At 63.0% G+C, this 15,834-nt stretch carries 12 protein-coding genes; all 12 read left to right on the top strand.

The genetic code is table 11. From position 1 onward, the window contains the following. The first annotated feature begins 22 nt into the window (after positions 1-22). The 12 genes from E6C48_RS17535 to E6C48_RS17480 all read left to right on the top strand — a co-directional run bounded on the left by E6C48_RS17535 (position 23) and on the right by E6C48_RS17480 (position 15,684). Positions 23-859 carry a universal stress protein gene (locus tag E6C48_RS17535; protein ID WP_136359474.1) on the top strand — a complete coding sequence of 279 codons (837 nt, stop codon included), beginning with the start codon at positions 23-25 and terminating at the stop codon, positions 857-859. Positions 860-875: 16 nt separating this feature from the next. Continuing rightward, positions 876-2,771 (top strand): heavy metal translocating P-type ATPase, encoded by a 1,896-nt coding sequence (locus E6C48_RS17530; protein ID WP_136359473.1) that lies wholly within the window; start codon positions 876-878, stop codon positions 2,769-2,771. Between the two features lie 180 nt (positions 2,772-2,951). Continuing rightward, positions 2,952-4,115: a cytochrome P450 gene (locus E6C48_RS17525; RefSeq protein ID WP_136359472.1), complete on the top strand. Its 1,164-nt coding sequence runs from the start codon at positions 2,952-2,954 to the stop codon at positions 4,113-4,115. 99 nt (positions 4,116-4,214) lie between these two features. Then, positions 4,215-5,339, top strand: coding sequence for a tellurite resistance/C4-dicarboxylate transporter family protein (locus E6C48_RS17520; protein ID WP_230978828.1), 1,125 nt, complete (start codon positions 4,215-4,217; stop codon positions 5,337-5,339). 96 nt (positions 5,340-5,435) lie between these two features. Then, entirely contained in the window at positions 5,436-6,719 is a 1,284-nt protein-coding gene (locus E6C48_RS17515) for a molybdopterin molybdotransferase MoeA (RefSeq protein WP_168734570.1), read from the top strand. A 22-nt stretch (positions 6,720-6,741) separates the two neighbouring features. Next, a complete protein-coding gene (locus E6C48_RS17510; RefSeq protein ID WP_136359470.1) occupies positions 6,742-7,302 on the top strand; it encodes a DUF2478 domain-containing protein in 561 nt (186 codons plus the stop codon). Between the two features lie 442 nt (positions 7,303-7,744). Next, positions 7,745-11,470, top strand: coding sequence for a nitrate reductase subunit alpha (locus E6C48_RS17505; RefSeq protein WP_136359469.1), 3,726 nt, complete (start codon positions 7,745-7,747; stop codon positions 11,468-11,470). Further along, the gene (narH, locus tag E6C48_RS17500) at positions 11,467-12,993 is read left to right on the top strand and encodes a nitrate reductase subunit beta (RefSeq protein ID WP_136359468.1); all 1,527 of its coding nucleotides are present in this window, start codon (positions 11,467-11,469) and stop codon (positions 12,991-12,993) included. The genes E6C48_RS17505 and narH overlap by 4 nt, the downstream gene beginning before the upstream one ends. Further along, the gene (gene narJ, locus E6C48_RS17495; protein WP_136359467.1) at positions 12,993-13,679 is read left to right on the top strand and encodes a nitrate reductase molybdenum cofactor assembly chaperone; all 687 of its coding nucleotides are present in this window, start codon (positions 12,993-12,995) and stop codon (positions 13,677-13,679) included. The genes narH and narJ overlap by 1 nt, the downstream gene beginning before the upstream one ends. A gap of 18 nt (positions 13,680-13,697) precedes the next feature. Next, entirely contained in the window at positions 13,698-14,456 is a 759-nt protein-coding gene (narI, locus tag E6C48_RS17490) for a respiratory nitrate reductase subunit gamma (protein ID WP_136359466.1), read from the top strand. Between the two features lie 3 nt (positions 14,457-14,459). Beyond that, positions 14,460-15,356, top strand: coding sequence for a peptidylprolyl isomerase (locus E6C48_RS17485; RefSeq protein WP_136359465.1), 897 nt, complete (start codon positions 14,460-14,462; stop codon positions 15,354-15,356). Positions 15,357-15,363: 7 nt separating this feature from the next. Then, positions 15,364-15,684, top strand: a complete 321-nt coding sequence (locus E6C48_RS17480) for a hypothetical protein (protein ID WP_136359464.1) — start codon at positions 15,364-15,366, stop codon at positions 15,682-15,684. Positions 15,685-15,834 lie beyond the last annotated feature (150 nt).

Genomic DNA, 15,834 nt, shown 5'->3' with positions numbered 1-15,834 from the left:
GCCCGAAACAGGAATGTGACCCATGAAACTCCAGGCCTTGCTTCCGCTGGTGACGTACCCCGACCCGGTCGCACCGCATGTCGGATCGAACGCGACTATCGTGTCGGCGCAGTTGGAGGCGGAATTACATGCCCTTGCCGTGAACGCTGACATCCCGCCCGTGTCGAATGCCCTTTCCAAGTTCCTCTTGAACACGCCGGAACTGATCAGGGAGGCGAATGCAAGGAGTCGCAGGAATGGCGAGGACATCCTCCGCGTCGTGACGGACGAGGCGATGTCGGCAGGTGTCAAGCTCGTCACCGATCGGACGGCGACTTCCCTGCCGTTGTTGGGCGATCTCGCTGCAAACCGGGCACGCTATTTCGACTTTGTCCTCATTGGCTGGGAAGCCGCGAATGAAAGCACGCATACGCTGGCCGAGGATGTCATCTTTGGCTCCGGTCGCCCGGTGATCCTACTTCCCGAATTGGTCCAGCCAGCTGCCTTCGACCATGTGGCAATCGCATGGGACGGCAGTCGCGTCGCGGCCAGGGCCGTCGCCGACGCAGCCCCGCTGCTGCGGAAGGCGTCGAGGATCACGGTCCTGACTGTGACCGACGAGAAGGACCTGCCGGAGGACGATCCCGGCGCCCGGCTCGCAGTGGGGTTGCGGGAACGCGGCCTTCCCGCCGAGGCTCACGCCGTGCTGAGCGGCGGCGGCGACGTTGCCGTCACCTTGCAGGAGAACGCCGTTCAACGCAGCGCCGGCCTTCTCGTGATGGGCGGCTACGGTCATACGCGTGTGCGCGATTTCATCCTAGGCGGAGCGACCGATGGCATCCTGCGCGATTTGCGCCTGCCGATCCTGATATCGCACTGATCGCCGCAGCGCCTCGATGACCAGCGAGAAAGCCCGCGCCGACTTCAAGATCGCCCTGCTGGCCGTCGCCCTTGCCGGTCTCGCTGCGGGGATCGGCCTGAGCTTGGCCGGAAAGGCAGAACTTGCCCGGACGGCTTGGGCGGCAGGCGTGACTCCCGTCCTTGTGGCGCTCGTCGTCGAGATCGTCCGGAGCCTGCTGAGACGCGAAGTCGGCCTCGACGTCGTGGCGGCCCTGTCGATGTCGGCCGCGCTGGCCTTCGGCGAAACGCTTGCAGCAGCCGTCGTCGCCTTGATGTATTCGGGGGGCACTTTCCTCGAAAGCTTTGCCGAAGGTCGTGCCCGGCGCGAGATGCACGATCTTCTTTCGCGCGTTCCACGCACCGCGACCCGTCATAGCGACGGCGCGCTGGAAGAAATTCCGCTCGATGAAATCGTGCCCGGCGACCTTCTTCTAATACGACAAGGGGACGTCGCTCCCGTCGACGGGAAGGTCGAGAGTGTGCGCGCGGTGCTTGACCAGTCTGCGATGACTGGAGAATCGATGCCCGTCAGGCTGGCGCGCGGGCAGGAGGTGATGAGCGGCTCGACCAATGCGGGCGAGGCCTTCGATATGCGCGCCAGCCGCCGCGCAGCTGAAAGCACCTATGCCGGGATCGTGCGTCTGGTCGAGGATGCGCAGCGCTCGAAGGCGCCGATGTCGCGGCTGGCAGACCGTTATTCGATCTTGTTCCTCGTCGTCACGGTTACACTGGCGGCAGCGGCATGGTGGATGACGGGTGACCCCATCCGTGCGGTGGCCGTGCTGGTGGTCGCCACGCCGTGCCCACTCATCCTCGCCGTGCCGGTGGCGCTCGTCGCGGGCCTGTCGCGCGCCGCGCACTTCGGCGTGCTGATCAAGGGCGCAAGACCGCTTGAGGCGCTCGCGCAGGCGCGAACGCTGGTCCTGGACAAAACCGGCACCTTAACTGACGGACGGCCGCAAATCGTGTCCATCGAGACCTGTGCCGCCTTGCCGGCGGAAGAGGTGCTCCATCTCGCGGCCGCCGCCGACCAGGCCTCGAAACATCCTATGGCGCAGGCAATCGTCGCGGCTGCACTCACAAAAGGCGTGGTTCTGTCGGTACCGACCGATATCAGGGAAATTCCCGGGGAGGGCGTAGCGGCGCGCATCGGGGGTCGCTCTGTCGTGGTCGGCGGACGCGATTTCGTAATGCGTGGAATCGGTGTGCCGGTTGTTCCGCATAAGGGATCCGAGGAAGGGTCGGCCACTGTTTCCGTTGCCGTTGACGGCCAACTCGTCGGCAATCTGATCTTGGCCGACCCGCTGCGTGCGGAAACGGCCGAGTTCCTTGCCGGCATCCGCCGCCATGGCATCAATCGGATCCTGCTCGCTACGGGCGACCGCCACGCCGTTGCCGAAGCCGTGACCGAAGGCCTCGACCTCGACGGGATTCGTGCCGAGTTGACGCCAGACCAGAAGGTCCTCCTGATTCTAAGCGAACGAAAGAACGGGCCGGTGATGATGGTGGGAGATGGCGTAAACGACGCGCCGGCGCTGGCGGCAGCCGACATCGGCGTGGCCATGGGTGCGCGAGGCGCGGCTGCTTCAGCGGAGGCCGCCGACGTCGTCCTCTTGATCGACGATCTCAGCCGGCTCATCTCGGGGCTGAACGTAGCCAGCCAGTCGCGGTGGATCGCCCTTGAAAGCGTCGTGGCGGGCATAGGCCTTTCGATCGCAGGCATGATTGCGGCCGCTCTCGGTTATCTAACGCCGGTGCAGGGCTCACTGCTTCAGGAGGCGATCGACGTGGCGGTCATCCTGAACGCTCTGCGCGCCTTGCGGATTTCCTCAGACAGGCCGCGGCGTGGGATTGAGCCGCTGCAAACTGCAGCAGTTGGGCATGTTCCATGAAGATCATCCCGACCTGTAGCGTATCTATCACATCCGGGACGGCGTGACCCACGAGAAGGTGGCCGAGGGACGCGGGTTTGATCTGCCTGTTTGAGCTTGCACAAAGACTTCTCGTGAGCGCCGAGCTAGCGGAGCCCTGAAGTCCCGCGGTTGCGGCACTGGATATCGCCAGGAATTGAAATGAGCCCGATGCCAGAGAAGACCCAGCCGGACTGGGACCCGCGATCCGACGCGGTCCTTTCCAATCAGATCAAGGCCTATGACGGGATGCGTCGCCGCTGCCCCGTGGCGCATAGCGATTATCTGGGCTGGTCGCTCTTCCGCCACGAGGACGTGGTGCGGGCGCTGGACGATCACCGCACCTTCAGCAGCGCGGTTTCCAGTCACTTGTCGGTGCCGAGCGGCATGGATCCGCCCGAGCACACGGCCTATCGGCGACTGATCGAGCGCCATTTCGAACAGGGACGGGTCGAGGCTTTCGAGCCGCTGTGCCGCACGATCTCCGTCAGCCTCGTGTCCGGCCTGGAGAGAGGCAGGGAGATCGAGATGATCACACAGTTCGCCCAGCGCTTCGCCGTGCGGATCCAGTGCGCCTTCCTCGGTTGGCCAGATTGCCTGCACGAACCACTGCTTGAGTGGGTTCGCAAGAACCACGCGGCCACGCTGGCTCGGGATACCGGAGCGATGGTGGCGATCGCGCTCGAATTCGACGGCTATATCAACCTGTTGCTGAAAGCGAGGTGTGAAGCCGGTGCGGCCGCACCCGACGACATCACCACGGATCTGTTGCGCGAGAGAATAGACGACAGGCCGCTGAACCACGAAGAAATCGTCAGCATCCTGCGCAACTGGACCGTAGGCGAACTGGGCACCATCACCGCCTGCGTCGGCATCCTGGCCCACTATCTGGCGGAAAATCCGCAGCTCCAGCGTCAACTCCGGGAAAATCCCGAACTGCTGCCCGCGGCGATCGACGAGATTTTGCGGCTGCATGCGCCGCTCATTTCCAACCGGCGGGTGACGACCCGGCCAGTGGAGATCGGTGGACGCAAGATCGCCGCCGGCGAGCGCGTGACGCTGCTGTGGGCATCGGCCAACCGCGACGAAGCGGTCTTCGGCGATCCCGACGAATTCCGTCTGGATCGCGATCCCGAGCAGAACCTTCTTTACGGCCGGGGCATCCACGTCTGCCCGGGTGCACAACTGGCCAGGCTGGAACTGCGCGTCGTCATGGAGGAACTGCTGAAGAGCACCAATGAGATCGCGCATGCGCCCGGTCACCGAACGATGCTTGCCATCTATCCAGCAAGCGGGTTTTCGGTGCTGCCCATGGTTGTGACGTAGCTTCGGGAGACAACGCATGTTTTCAGGCAAGTGCTGTCCTCTCATCCGCGACGATTTTTCGGCAGGAAGGCGGCGCCTCGCCCGCGACCGGGAAAAAGGATGGCCGAAGCATCGCTGCCGATGCGAACTTCAACCACCACGGGCGAGAAGATCGTGACGTCCGCTGGCCCGATACCGCAGCAGCAAGGGTTGACGACGGGCCTTGCAGAACTGTCACCCGCCTATTTCGGGTTGGTGATGGCCACCGGCATCGTCTCGCTGGCAGCTTTCATGATGGAGCACCAGACGCTTGCGGCGGCGCTGTTCTATTTGAACATCGGGCAATATGCCGTACTGTGCGTGTTGTACGGCTTGCGGGCCTGGCGCTACCCGCGGCGCTTCTTCGGGGACATGGTCGCCCACCTGACAGGGCCAGGTTACTTCACCACTGTTGCCGGCACAGGCATCCTAGCCAGTCAGTTCATGGTGCTCGAAGAAAACATCACAATCGGCGGCAGTTTGTGGCTGCTGGCTGTCCTTTTGTGGACATGCCTGACCTACACGATCTTCACCGCCTTCACCGTTCGCCAGGAAAAGCCCACGCTGGACAAGGGCATCACCGGCGGCTGGCTGCTGGCGGTCGTGGCCACGCAGGCAGTGTCGGTTTCGAGCGCATTGCTGGCGGCACGCATCGACCAGCCCTACCGGCTCGAACTCAACCTCGTGGCATTGTCCATGTGGCTGTGGGGCGGCATGCTCTACATCTGGATGATGTCGCTGATCTTTTACCGCTATGCCTTCTTCCGCTTCTCGCCTGGCGATCTGGCGCCGCCTTACTGGATCAACATGGGGGCGATGGCCATCTCCGCGCTGGCCGGTTCGCTGCTGATCCTGAACGCACCGCACGCGCCCTATCTCTCGTCGCTGCTGCCCTTTCTCAAGGGCTTCACGGTCTTTTACTGGGCCACGGGAACCTGGTGGATTCCCATGCTGCTGCTGCTCGGCATATGGCGCTATGGCTACCGGCGCTTCCCGTTCACCTATGACCCGCTCTACTGGGGGGCGGTGTTCCCGCTCGGCATGTATGCCGCCTGCACCTGGCAGATGGATCGCGCCATGGAATTTGGCTTCCTGACTCCTTTGCCTCGCGCCTTCCTCTATATTGCCCTGTTTGCCTGGGCCATCACCTTCTTCGGCATGCTGCGCGCAATGTTCCGCAGTCTTACCGGCATGATGAGTGCGTGAGATGAAATCGTGGGGTCTATCGGTCCTGTCCAGACTACGCAGCAGCCGATGAATTTGCTTGGTTCAACTCTCCGCCGAGGAGGCGAAATTGTCCACATGACCTCTTCTTCTACACTATCCGATCCATTCTATTGCGGCTGCGACACTGAGTTGGTGCCGGATGGTTTGGTTTCCGTCGACGAGGCTCTGCGCCGCGGATTGGCGCTTGTTATGCCGGTTGGCGAGGTAGAGCGCATACCGCTCGACCGGGCTCATGGACGGGTGCTTGCGGAATCGGAGAATGCCGAAACGCCGCTACCGCTGTTCGACAATTCCGCCATGGACGGCTACGCGGTCCGGCTTGCCGACCTCGTCGGCAAGGGGCCGTGGCATCTGCCGGTTGCGGGGCGCCTCGCAGCCGGCGACACGTCCGCCGCGCCTCTGCCTCCCGGGACGGCCTTGCATATCTTTACAGGAGCGGCCGTTCCCCCGGGGTGCAATGCCGTGGTTATGCAGGAAATGACGCGGCTGGAAGGAGATGGTATCTGGCTCTCGCGGCGTCCCGAGCGGGGCAGCAACATCCGGCGCGCCGGCGAGGATCTTGCCGCCGGTACGCAGCTTCTGCCGGCGGGAAGGCGCATCGGCCCTCGCGCGGCGGCGCTGCTCGCCTGCGCAGGCTGTGGCGAGGTCACCGTGCGTCGCCGAGTAAGGGTGGCCTTCTTCAGCACCGGCTCCGAATTGCGGGAGCCAGGAGCTCGGCTGGAGCACGGACAGATTTGGAATTCCAACCGCTATCACCTTCAGGGCTCACTTGATCTGCCCTGGGTGGATGCGGTCGATATGGGTTGCGTGCCCGACAAGCCCGAACAGTTGCGGGAGACGCTGGAACGAGCTTCCCATGCTGCAGACCTCGTGGTTTCCACCGGCGGCGTTTCTGTCGGCGGTGAGGACCATATGCCGGCGGTGCTGCGCGCGGCCGGCGGCAGCATCCACGTAAGGAAAGTAGCCATGAAACCGGGCAAGCCCTTGATGATCGGCCGCATCGGCGCCGCGATCTACCTGGGCTTGCCGGGCAACCCGGTTTCGGCTTTCGTCACCTGGCATGTGATCGGAGCGCGCATTGCAGAGGCGCTGGCCGGGATTTCGGAAAGAACGCCGCGCCGCATCATCGTCCGTGCGGGTTTCGACCGGCCACGGCATCCGGGACGTTGCGAATTTCTCCCGGCATGCCTCGGCAGCTATGACGGTTGCGGTACCAGGACCGCGGACATCGTGACCTCGGAGGTTTCGCACCGGGCAGGATTGCTGGCGAAGGCGGACGGGCTGCTTATGATCCCATCGGAAACCGACCGCGTCCAGCTTGGCGACATGCTGGAGTTCCTACCATTTCACGACGGGTGAGCGACCTAGAGGAAACACATCGATGAGATTGGGTTATGTGACCGTACAGGGCAAAGGCCGCATTGATCTTCTTATGGCCGAAGTCGTCTCACTGCTCGAAACGCAAGGCATCGCCCTGGCGGGGACTGTCCAGACCAATATCGACCGGCAGGATTGCCCACGGTGCGACATGGATCTGCGGCTGCTGCCCAACGGGCCAGTGGTGCGCATCAGCGTCGATCGCGGCCCGGAAGCTCGTGGCTGCCGACTCGATGCCGGCGCGCTGGAACAATCGGTGCTGTGGGTCGAGGGCGCTCTGGAACGCGCCGAAGTGCTGGTGGTCAACAAGTTCGGGAAGCAGGAGTCCGAGGGTAAGGGCATGGCCGGAGTGATCGCCACCGCTCTCGAACTTGGCCGCCCGGTGATTGTTGGAGTGAACGGATTGAATCTGCCGGCATTCCAAAGATTCTCCGACAGCATGGCGGAACAACTGGCGCCAGACGCCGTGCAAATCGCCGAATGGTGCTTCGCTGCATTGGCCGACCGCAAGCAGGACAATCCTTCTGGCCAGCCAAGCGCGCAGCCCGGCTCCGTCTTGCTTTGAACGAGATCGCAGCCCCGACCAAGATCAGGCGCTGCGCCCCGTCTTGGAGCGTTCAATATCCCGAATCGTCGTTCGAGCACTGGCTTGTCGAGCTGATGCTCATTCACCAGCCGCCGGATCAATCTGAATCACATTTCGGAGCGATGGGATGGCGGTCCCCATTCCGCATGAACCGCCAGGCAATCCCGAGAACTATCCACCTGAAGTTTGTCCAAACGCAAAGATAACAACCTTTTTGCGATGACAGATATCCGCAACCTATCGGATTGCGAGAGAGTCGTGAGGCGACGTTGGGGGGCGGTCATCGGATGCGATTCACCATAACTGATCGTGCTCGCACGTACGAATCTCTACGTCATCCTATTCCAACTTTGGTCGGGCTTACGTCACAGTGCCCGGCTGCCGTTGCGCGGTTGTCATCGCCGCACGAAGGAGTTCTTGCATGAGCCACTTCCTCGATCGGCTAATGTTCTTTCGCAAGGAACTCGCGACGTTCTCCGACGGTCACGGCATCGTCACCGGCGAGAACCGCGCTTGGGAAGACGGCTACCGGAAGCGCTGGCAGCACGACAAGATCGTGCGTTCCACCCACGGCGTGAACTGTACGGGCTCCTGCTCCTGGAAGATCTACGTGAAGGGCGGCATCGTCACCTGGGAGACGCAGCAGACTGACTATCCGCGAACCCGTCCCGACTTGCCCAACCACGAGCCGCGCGGCTGCCCGAGAGGGGCGAGCTATTCGTGGTATCTCTATTCCGGCAATCGCGTGAAATACCCGCTTGTGCGGGGGCGCCTGCTCAGGTTGTGGCGTGAGGCGCGCAAGACCAAGGCGCCGGTCGCCGCCTGGGCCTCGATCGTAGAGGACGCGCAAAAGCGCGCTTCCTACACATCCATCCGCGGCCACGGCGGCTTCGTGCGCGCCGACTGGGACGAAGCCAACGAGATTGTCGCGGCCGCCAACGCCTATACGGTGAAGAAGCACGGCCCCGACCGCGTGGCGGGGTTCTCGCCGATTCCGGCCATGTCGATGGTTTCCTACGCCGCCGGTACACGCTATCTTTCGCTGCTGGGGGGCACCTGCCTGTCATTCTACGACTGGTACTGCGACCTGCCGCCGTCCTCGCCGCAGACCTGGGGCGAACAGACCGACGTCGCCGAATCCGCCGACTGGTACAACGCCGGCTTCCTCATCCTGTGGGGTTCGAACGTACCGCAGACGCGCACGCCGGACGCGCATTTCTACACCGAAGCGCGCTACAAGGGCACCAAGAGCGCCGTCGTCTCGCCCGACTATGCGGAGGCGACCAAGTTCGCCGACATCTGGCTTCAGCCGCAGCAGGGCACCGACGCGGCGCTGGCGCTGGCCATGGGCCATGTCATCCTCAAGGAATACCATGTCGAGCGGCAGGTGCCGTATTTCACTGACTACGCGCGCCGCTACACCGATATGCCGATGCTGGTGCGCCTAGTCAAAAAGGGCGACAGCTACGTGCCCGACCGCTTTGTCCGGGCGTCGGATTTCGACGGCGGGCTCGGCGAGAGCGAGAACGCGGAGTGGAAGACCGTCGGGCTGGACGAGGTATCGGGCGAGGTCGTGGCGCCGCACGGCACGGCGGGTTTCCGCTGGGCCAAAGAGCGTGGCCGCTGGAACCTCGAGGAAAAGGACGGCCAGGGCCGCGACATCCAACTGAAGCTCAGCCAGATTGAGGGCGGAGAAGCCGTTCCCGTCGTCTTCCCGGATTTCGGAAGCCGGGCGCATTCGCATTTCGTCAGGACGGAACACGGCGAGGTCCTGGTCCGCAACGTTCCCGCCAGCAGCGTGAAGCTGGCCGACGGCGAGGCGCTTGTCGCGACCGTGTTCGATCTCCTGTGTGCCAACTACGGTATCGACCGCGGCCTCGGCGGCGAAAACGCCGCGAGTTCATATGACGACGACGCTCCCTGCACGCCGGCATGGGCCGAGAAGGTCACCGGCGTGCTGCGCCAAGCGATCATCACGGTGGCGCGCGAGTTCGCCACCAATGCGGAGAAGACCAACGGCCGTTCCATGGTCATCCTCGGCGCGGGGCTGAATCACTGGTACCACATGGACATGAGCTACCGCGCCATCATCAACATGCTGGTGATGTGCGGCGCGATCGGACAGTCGGGCGGCGGCTGGTCGCACTATGTCGGACAGGAAAAGCTGCGGCCGCAGACTGGCTGGCTGCCGCTCGCCTTCGCCCTCGACTGGAACAGGCCGCCACGGCAGATGAACGGCACCTCCTTCTTCTACGCGCATACCGACCAGTGGCGCTACGAGACCCTGTCGGTGTTGGAAATCCTCTCGCCCATAGCGCCGGACGGTGACTGGTCGGGCAGCATGATCGACTACAACGTGCGCGCCGAGCGCATGGGCTGGCTGCCATCGGCGCCGCAGCTCAAGGCCAATCCGCTCGACCTCGCGGCAAAGGCGAAGGCGAAAGGACAGGAGCCGGCCGACTATGTGGTTTCGGCCCTCAAATCGGGCGAACTGGAGCTTGCCTGCCACGATCCCGACCATCCGGACAACTGGCCGCGCAACCTCTTCGTCTGGCGCTCCAATCTTCTGGGCTCGTCCGGCAAGGGGCACGAATATTTTCTCAAGCACCTGCTCGGCACTTATCACGGCGTGCTCGGCAAGGACCTGGGCGAGGAAGGGCACGAAAAGCCGGCGGAGGTCGTCTGGCGCGACGAGGCGCCGAAAGGCAAGCTCGACCTCCTGGTGACGCTCGATTTCCGCATGTCGACGACCTGCGTCTATTCCGACATCGTGCTGCCGACGGCCACCTGGTATGAGAAGAACGACCTCAACACGTCCGACATGCACCCCTTCATCCATCCGCTCTCGGCGGCGGTGGACCCTGTCTGGGGTTCGCGCACGGACTGGGACATCTACAAGGGCATCGCCAGGGCCTTCTCGAAAGTGGCGCCTGAGGTGCTCGGCGTCGAGACGGACGTTGTGCTGACACCCATCCAGCACGACAGCCCCGGCGAACTGGCGCAGCCGCTCGACGTGAAGGACTGGAAGCGGGGCGAGACGGAGCCCGTGCCGGGGCTGACCATGCCGCAGGTCGCAGTGGTGGAGCGCGACTACCCGAACCTCTACAGGAGCTTCACCGCGCTCGGGCCGCTGATGGAGAAACTCGGCAATGGCGGCAAGGGCATCGCCTGGGAGACCGCGCACGAGGTCGAGGCGCTGAAGACGCTGAATGGCGTCGTACCGGAGGAGGGCGCATCGAAAGGGCTCGCCAGGATCGAGACCGACATCGACGCCGCCGAGGTCATCCTGATGCTAGCGCCTGAGACGAACGGCGAAGTGGCGGTGCGCTCGTGGGAGGCGCTGTCGGTGCGAACCGGGCGGGAGCACGCGCATCTCGCCCTGCCGAAGGAGGACGAGAAGATCCGCTTCCGCGACGTCGTCGCCCAGCCGCGCAAGATCATCTCCTCGCCGATCTGGTCGGGGCTCGAAAGCGAACATGTCTGCTACAATGCCGGCTACACCAACGTGCACGAGCTCATCCCCTGGCGCACCTTGACCGGGCGACAGCAGCTTTACCAGGACCATCTATGGATGCGCGCCTTCGGCGAGGGCTTCGCCGTCTGGAAGCCGCCGGTGGATCTCAAAACCGTCCCCGGCGCGCTCAAGACCAATCACGATGGCAGCCCGCATGTCGTGCTGAACTTCATCACGCCGCACCAGAAATGGGGCATCCACTCGACCTATTCCGACAACCTCCTGATGCTGACGCTGAATCGCGGTGGTCCGGTGGTGTGGATTTCCGAGACGGACGCGAAGAACGCCGGCATCCGCGACAATGACTGGATCGAAGCCTTCAACCGCAACGGCGTTCTGGTGGCGCGCGCGGTAGTCTCGCAACGGGTCAACCCCGGTATGTGCCTGATGTATCACGCCCAGGAGAAGATCGTGAACGTGCCTGGCACCCGCATCACCGGCCAGCGCGGCGGCATCCACAACTCCGTCACGCGTACCGTTCTGAAGCCTACTCACATGATCGGCGGCTACGTTCATCAGGCATACGGGTTCAACTACTATGGCACCGTCGGGTCGAACCGCGACGAGTTCGTGATCGTGCGCAAGATGGGCACGGTCGATTGGATGGAAGAAGAGCTGGAGGCCGCAGAATGACGATCCGCGCGCAGATCGCCATGGTGCTGAACCTGGACAAGTGCATCGGCTGCCACACCTGTTCGGTCACCTGCAAGAATGTCTGGACGAGCCGCGAAGGCGTCGAATACGCCTGGTTCAACAATGTCGAGACCAAGCCCGGCGTCGGCTACCCAAAGGACTGGGAGAACCAGAAGCGCTGGAAGGGCGGCTGGAAACGTCGCAAGGACGGCAAGATCGAGCCGCGCCTCGGCGCGAAATGGCGGGTCCTCGCCAAGATCTTCGCCAATCCCGACCTGCCGGAGATCGACGACTATTACGAGCCCTTCACCTTCGATTACGAGCACCTTCAGAGTGCGCCGGAATCGAAGGCCTTCCCGACGGCGCGACCGCGCTCGTTGGTCAGCGGTCAGCGCATGGAAAAGATCGAATGGGGACCGAACTGGGAGGAAATCCTCGGCGGCGAATTCGAGAAGCGGCGCAAGGACTACAATTTCGAGGGCGTACAGAAGGACATCTACGGCCAGTTCGAAAACACCTTCATGATGTATCTCCCGAGGCTGTGCGAGCACTGCCTCAACCCGACCTGCGTGGCGGCGTGCCCGTCGGGCGCGATCTACAAGCGCGAGGAGGACGGTATCGTCCTGATCGACCAGGACAAGTGCCGCGGCTGGCGCATGTGCATCTCCGGCTGCCCCTACAAGAAGATCTACTATAACTGGTCGACGGGGAAGTCGGAGAAGTGCACCTTCTGTTTCCCGCGCATCGAAGCGGGGATGCCGACGGTCTGCTCCGAGACTTGCGTCGGCCGCATCCGCTACCTCGGCGTTCTTCTCTATGATGCAGACGGCATCGAGAAGGCAGCGAGCGTCGTCGACGAAAAAGAACTATATCAGGCTCAGCTCGACCTGTTTCTCGACCCGAACGATCCTGCCGTCATCGAGCAGGCTCGCGCGGACGGCGTGCCCGACAACTGGATCGAGGCGGCAAAGCGGTCGCCGGTGCGCAAGATGGCGGTTGAATGGAAGGTCGCCTTCCCGCTTCATCCAGAATACCGGACGCTGCCCATGGTGTGGTACGTCCCGCCGCTTTCGCCGATCCAATCGGCCGCGGAGGCCGGAAAAATGGGCCTCGATGGCGACATGCCGGACGTGCGCTCCCTGCGTATTCCGCTGCGCTACCTCGCAAACCTGTTGACAGCGGGCAATGAGGAGCCCGTCGTCAAGGCGCTCGAAACCATGCTCGCCATGCGCGCTTACATGCGTGCCAAGACGGTCGACGGCGTGACCGACGAGGCGATCGTGCGCAAGGTCGGCATGAGCGTGGCGCAGATCGAAGAGATGTACCGCGTGATGGCTATCGCCAATTACGAGGACCGCTTCGTCATCCCCACCGCGCATCGCGAGATGAGCGAGGAAGCCTACGGCATGCGCGGCTCATGCGGATTCTCTTTCGGCAATGGCTGCTCAGGCGGCGACAATGACGTGAATCTGTTCGGCGGGCCGAAGAAGCATAACGCCAGGAACCCGATGGAGATTGCCTGATGAAGTCCTTCAAGGCGCTGTCGGCGCTACTTTGCTACCCGACGCCGGCGCTTGTCGAGTCGGTTCCCGACATTCGCGCCGCCCTGCACGAGGAGCGTCTGCTATCCCCAGCGACGCTCGCCGAGCTCGAAGCCCTGCTCGGATGGCTCGCCAGCGCGGATATCTACGAGCTTGAGGAAACCTATGTTCTGCTATTTGACCGCTCGCGCTCGCTCGCGCTGAATTTGTTCGAGCACGTTCACGGCGAATCCCGCGACCGCGGTCAGGCGATGGTGGACCTCAAGGCACTCTACGAAAGCCACGGCCTCCAGTTCAGCTCCAGCGAGCTGCCGGATTTTCTACCGCTGTTCCTGGAGTTCCTATCGATCCTGCCTCTGGACGAGGCCCGATCCCATCTTGCCGACGCGGCTCACATAGTCAGGGAACTTTCCGAGCGGCTGGAAAGGCGCGAGTCCCCTTATGCCGCCCTGCTTGCCGCCGTTGCGGAACTCGCCGGAGACGACGCTGCCGATGTCCAGCTCGTGGAGGACGACAACGTGAAGCCGGACGACCTCACGGCGCTCGACGCAGCTTGGCAAGAGGCCGCCGTGACATTCGGTCCCGGAGAGGCGCTCGACGGCTGTTCGCGCGACCGCCTCGCCATCCGGATGCGCGCCGCCCGTCGCACGCCCGCGGCACCGGCCTGAAGCGTCGAGAGGGAAATCATGTTTTCATATCTCAATTTCGCGGTCTTCGGCATCTATCCCTATCTCTGCCTGACCGTCTTCCTTGTCGGAAGCCTGATCCGCTTCGACCGCGAGCAGTATTCGTGGAAGAGCTACTCCAGCCAGCTCCTGCGCCGGCGGCAGATGATCTGGGGCTCGAACCTCTTCCATGTCGGCATTCTCGTCATTCTGGCCGGCCATACGGCAGGACTTCTAACCCCGATCCAGATCTGGGGGTTTCTTGGCGTCTCGCATACCGCCAAACAGCTCCTCGCCATGACCGTCGGTGGCATCGCGGGCGTTGCCTGCTTCGTCGGGCTGACCATGCTGTTGCATCGGCGGCTATTCGACGCCCGTATCCGCAAGACCTCCAATCCGAGCGATATTGCTGTGCTGGTCATCCTTTACGTTCAGCTTATCCTCGGGCTTTCGACGATCCTCGTCTCGGCGCATCACCTTGATGGCGAGGAGATGGTCAAGCTGATGAACTGGGCGCAAGGGATCGTCACGCTGCGATCCGGCGCGGCTGATTACGTCGCGGGCGTTCATCCCGTTTTTCGGGCGCATCTCGTACTTGGCATGACGATCTTTCTGATCTTCCCGTTCACGCGCCTTGTCCACATCTGGAGCGTCCCCGTGTGGTATTTCGGGCGGCGCGGCTATCAGATTGTCCGCACCAAACGGCCTCCTGAACTGGTTCGCCGCGGAACGAGTGGGACGGTCCCCGCGCGTAGGCGCGGTATGGAAGCGGCGGAGTAGATCATGGCAACCATCGTAGTCGATCATCGCACGCTGGCTGCGGAACAAGTGCAGGCGAAATCACCGAAGGCGGGCACACGCCCCACGGCCAGGCCGGAACCGGCAAGACCTCAGATTGCGGTCGACGGGGTGGTCATCCCCCACGCGGCGATCGCTCGCGAAGTGCAGAACCATCCTGCCGAGAACCCTGCCGAAGCCTGGACGGAAGCTGCCCGTGCGCTGATCGTGCGCGAGTTGCTGGTCCAAGAGGCCCGCCGCCTTGCGATAGAGGCTGAGCCGCTGGAGGATGAGGAAGGCCGTCGCGAGACGGATGAGGAAGCTCTGATCCGAGTTCTGATGGAGAGAGAGATTTCCCTACCGGAGCCGGACGACGCATCGACGCATCGCTACTATGAGAAGAATCTGAGACTGTTTCGCAGCGCGGATTTATTCGAGGCTGCACACATCCTGTTTTCGGTCGACTGGAGCGACAAGGATGCGTTTGCCGCCGCTGTCGAGTCGGCGAAATCGGCGATCGCTCTACTGACGGAGGAGCCATCACGCTTCCCCGATCTGGCGCGCGAACTGTCTGCATGCTCTTCTTCGAGTGAAGGCGGGCATCTCGGCCAGTTCACCCGGGATCAGGTGACGCCAGAGTTTTCCGCCGCGCTCGACCAGCTTCGCACGGGAGAGATATCGGTGGCGCCGGTGGAAACGCCCTATGGCGTACATGTCATCAGGCTTGACCGCCGCGTCAACGGCCAGACGCTACCGTTTGAGGCAGTGCGCAAGCGGATTGCCATGTACCTGAAAAGCTCAGTCTGGCGGCGCGCCGCAGCGCAATACATTTCTTTGCTTGCGGGCCGGGCGACGATTACCGGCTTCGACTTCGGCGGCGCTGAAACGCCGCTGGTGCAGTGAGACACAGATGTTCGGTGAACTGATTTCACGGCTCGACCAACCGGAGGTCGCGGCGGCGGCGCTAGCCGCGCTTGACGACGAGGAGCTGACCTTGACCATCGAGCGCTACGCGGAGGCGAACAAAATCGGCCTCGCCGAATGCGTGGCGGGAATTGTCAGGAGCTTTGTCGATCAGGCCGACGACGAGCCTTGGATGCAGCTTGTCGGCATCATGGCTCGATCGTCGGAAGACCCGACTATAGCGGCCTTTGGCGCGATCCTGCGATACTGTGCCCGCGATCTTCAGTCGGACACCTACACCATCGTGAAGGGCGGCCCGGCCTCTTAGCAGGAAGCCTGCTCCTTTTCGGGAATTAGAGGCATTCCGACCGTTCTCACCTTGGAAGCGCGCCCCTGCCTAGTACTCGTAGATAACGATTTGATCGAACGCTTTCCACTGCCTGCACAGGGCGTTTACGGCAGTGATCATATGTCCTCG

Origin of the sequence: Ollibium composti, assembly GCF_004801285.1 — a bacterium.
Lineage (GTDB): Bacteria > Pseudomonadota > Alphaproteobacteria > Rhizobiales > Rhizobiaceae > Mesorhizobium > Mesorhizobium composti.
This window is presented reverse-complemented; position numbering and strand designations above follow the sequence as displayed.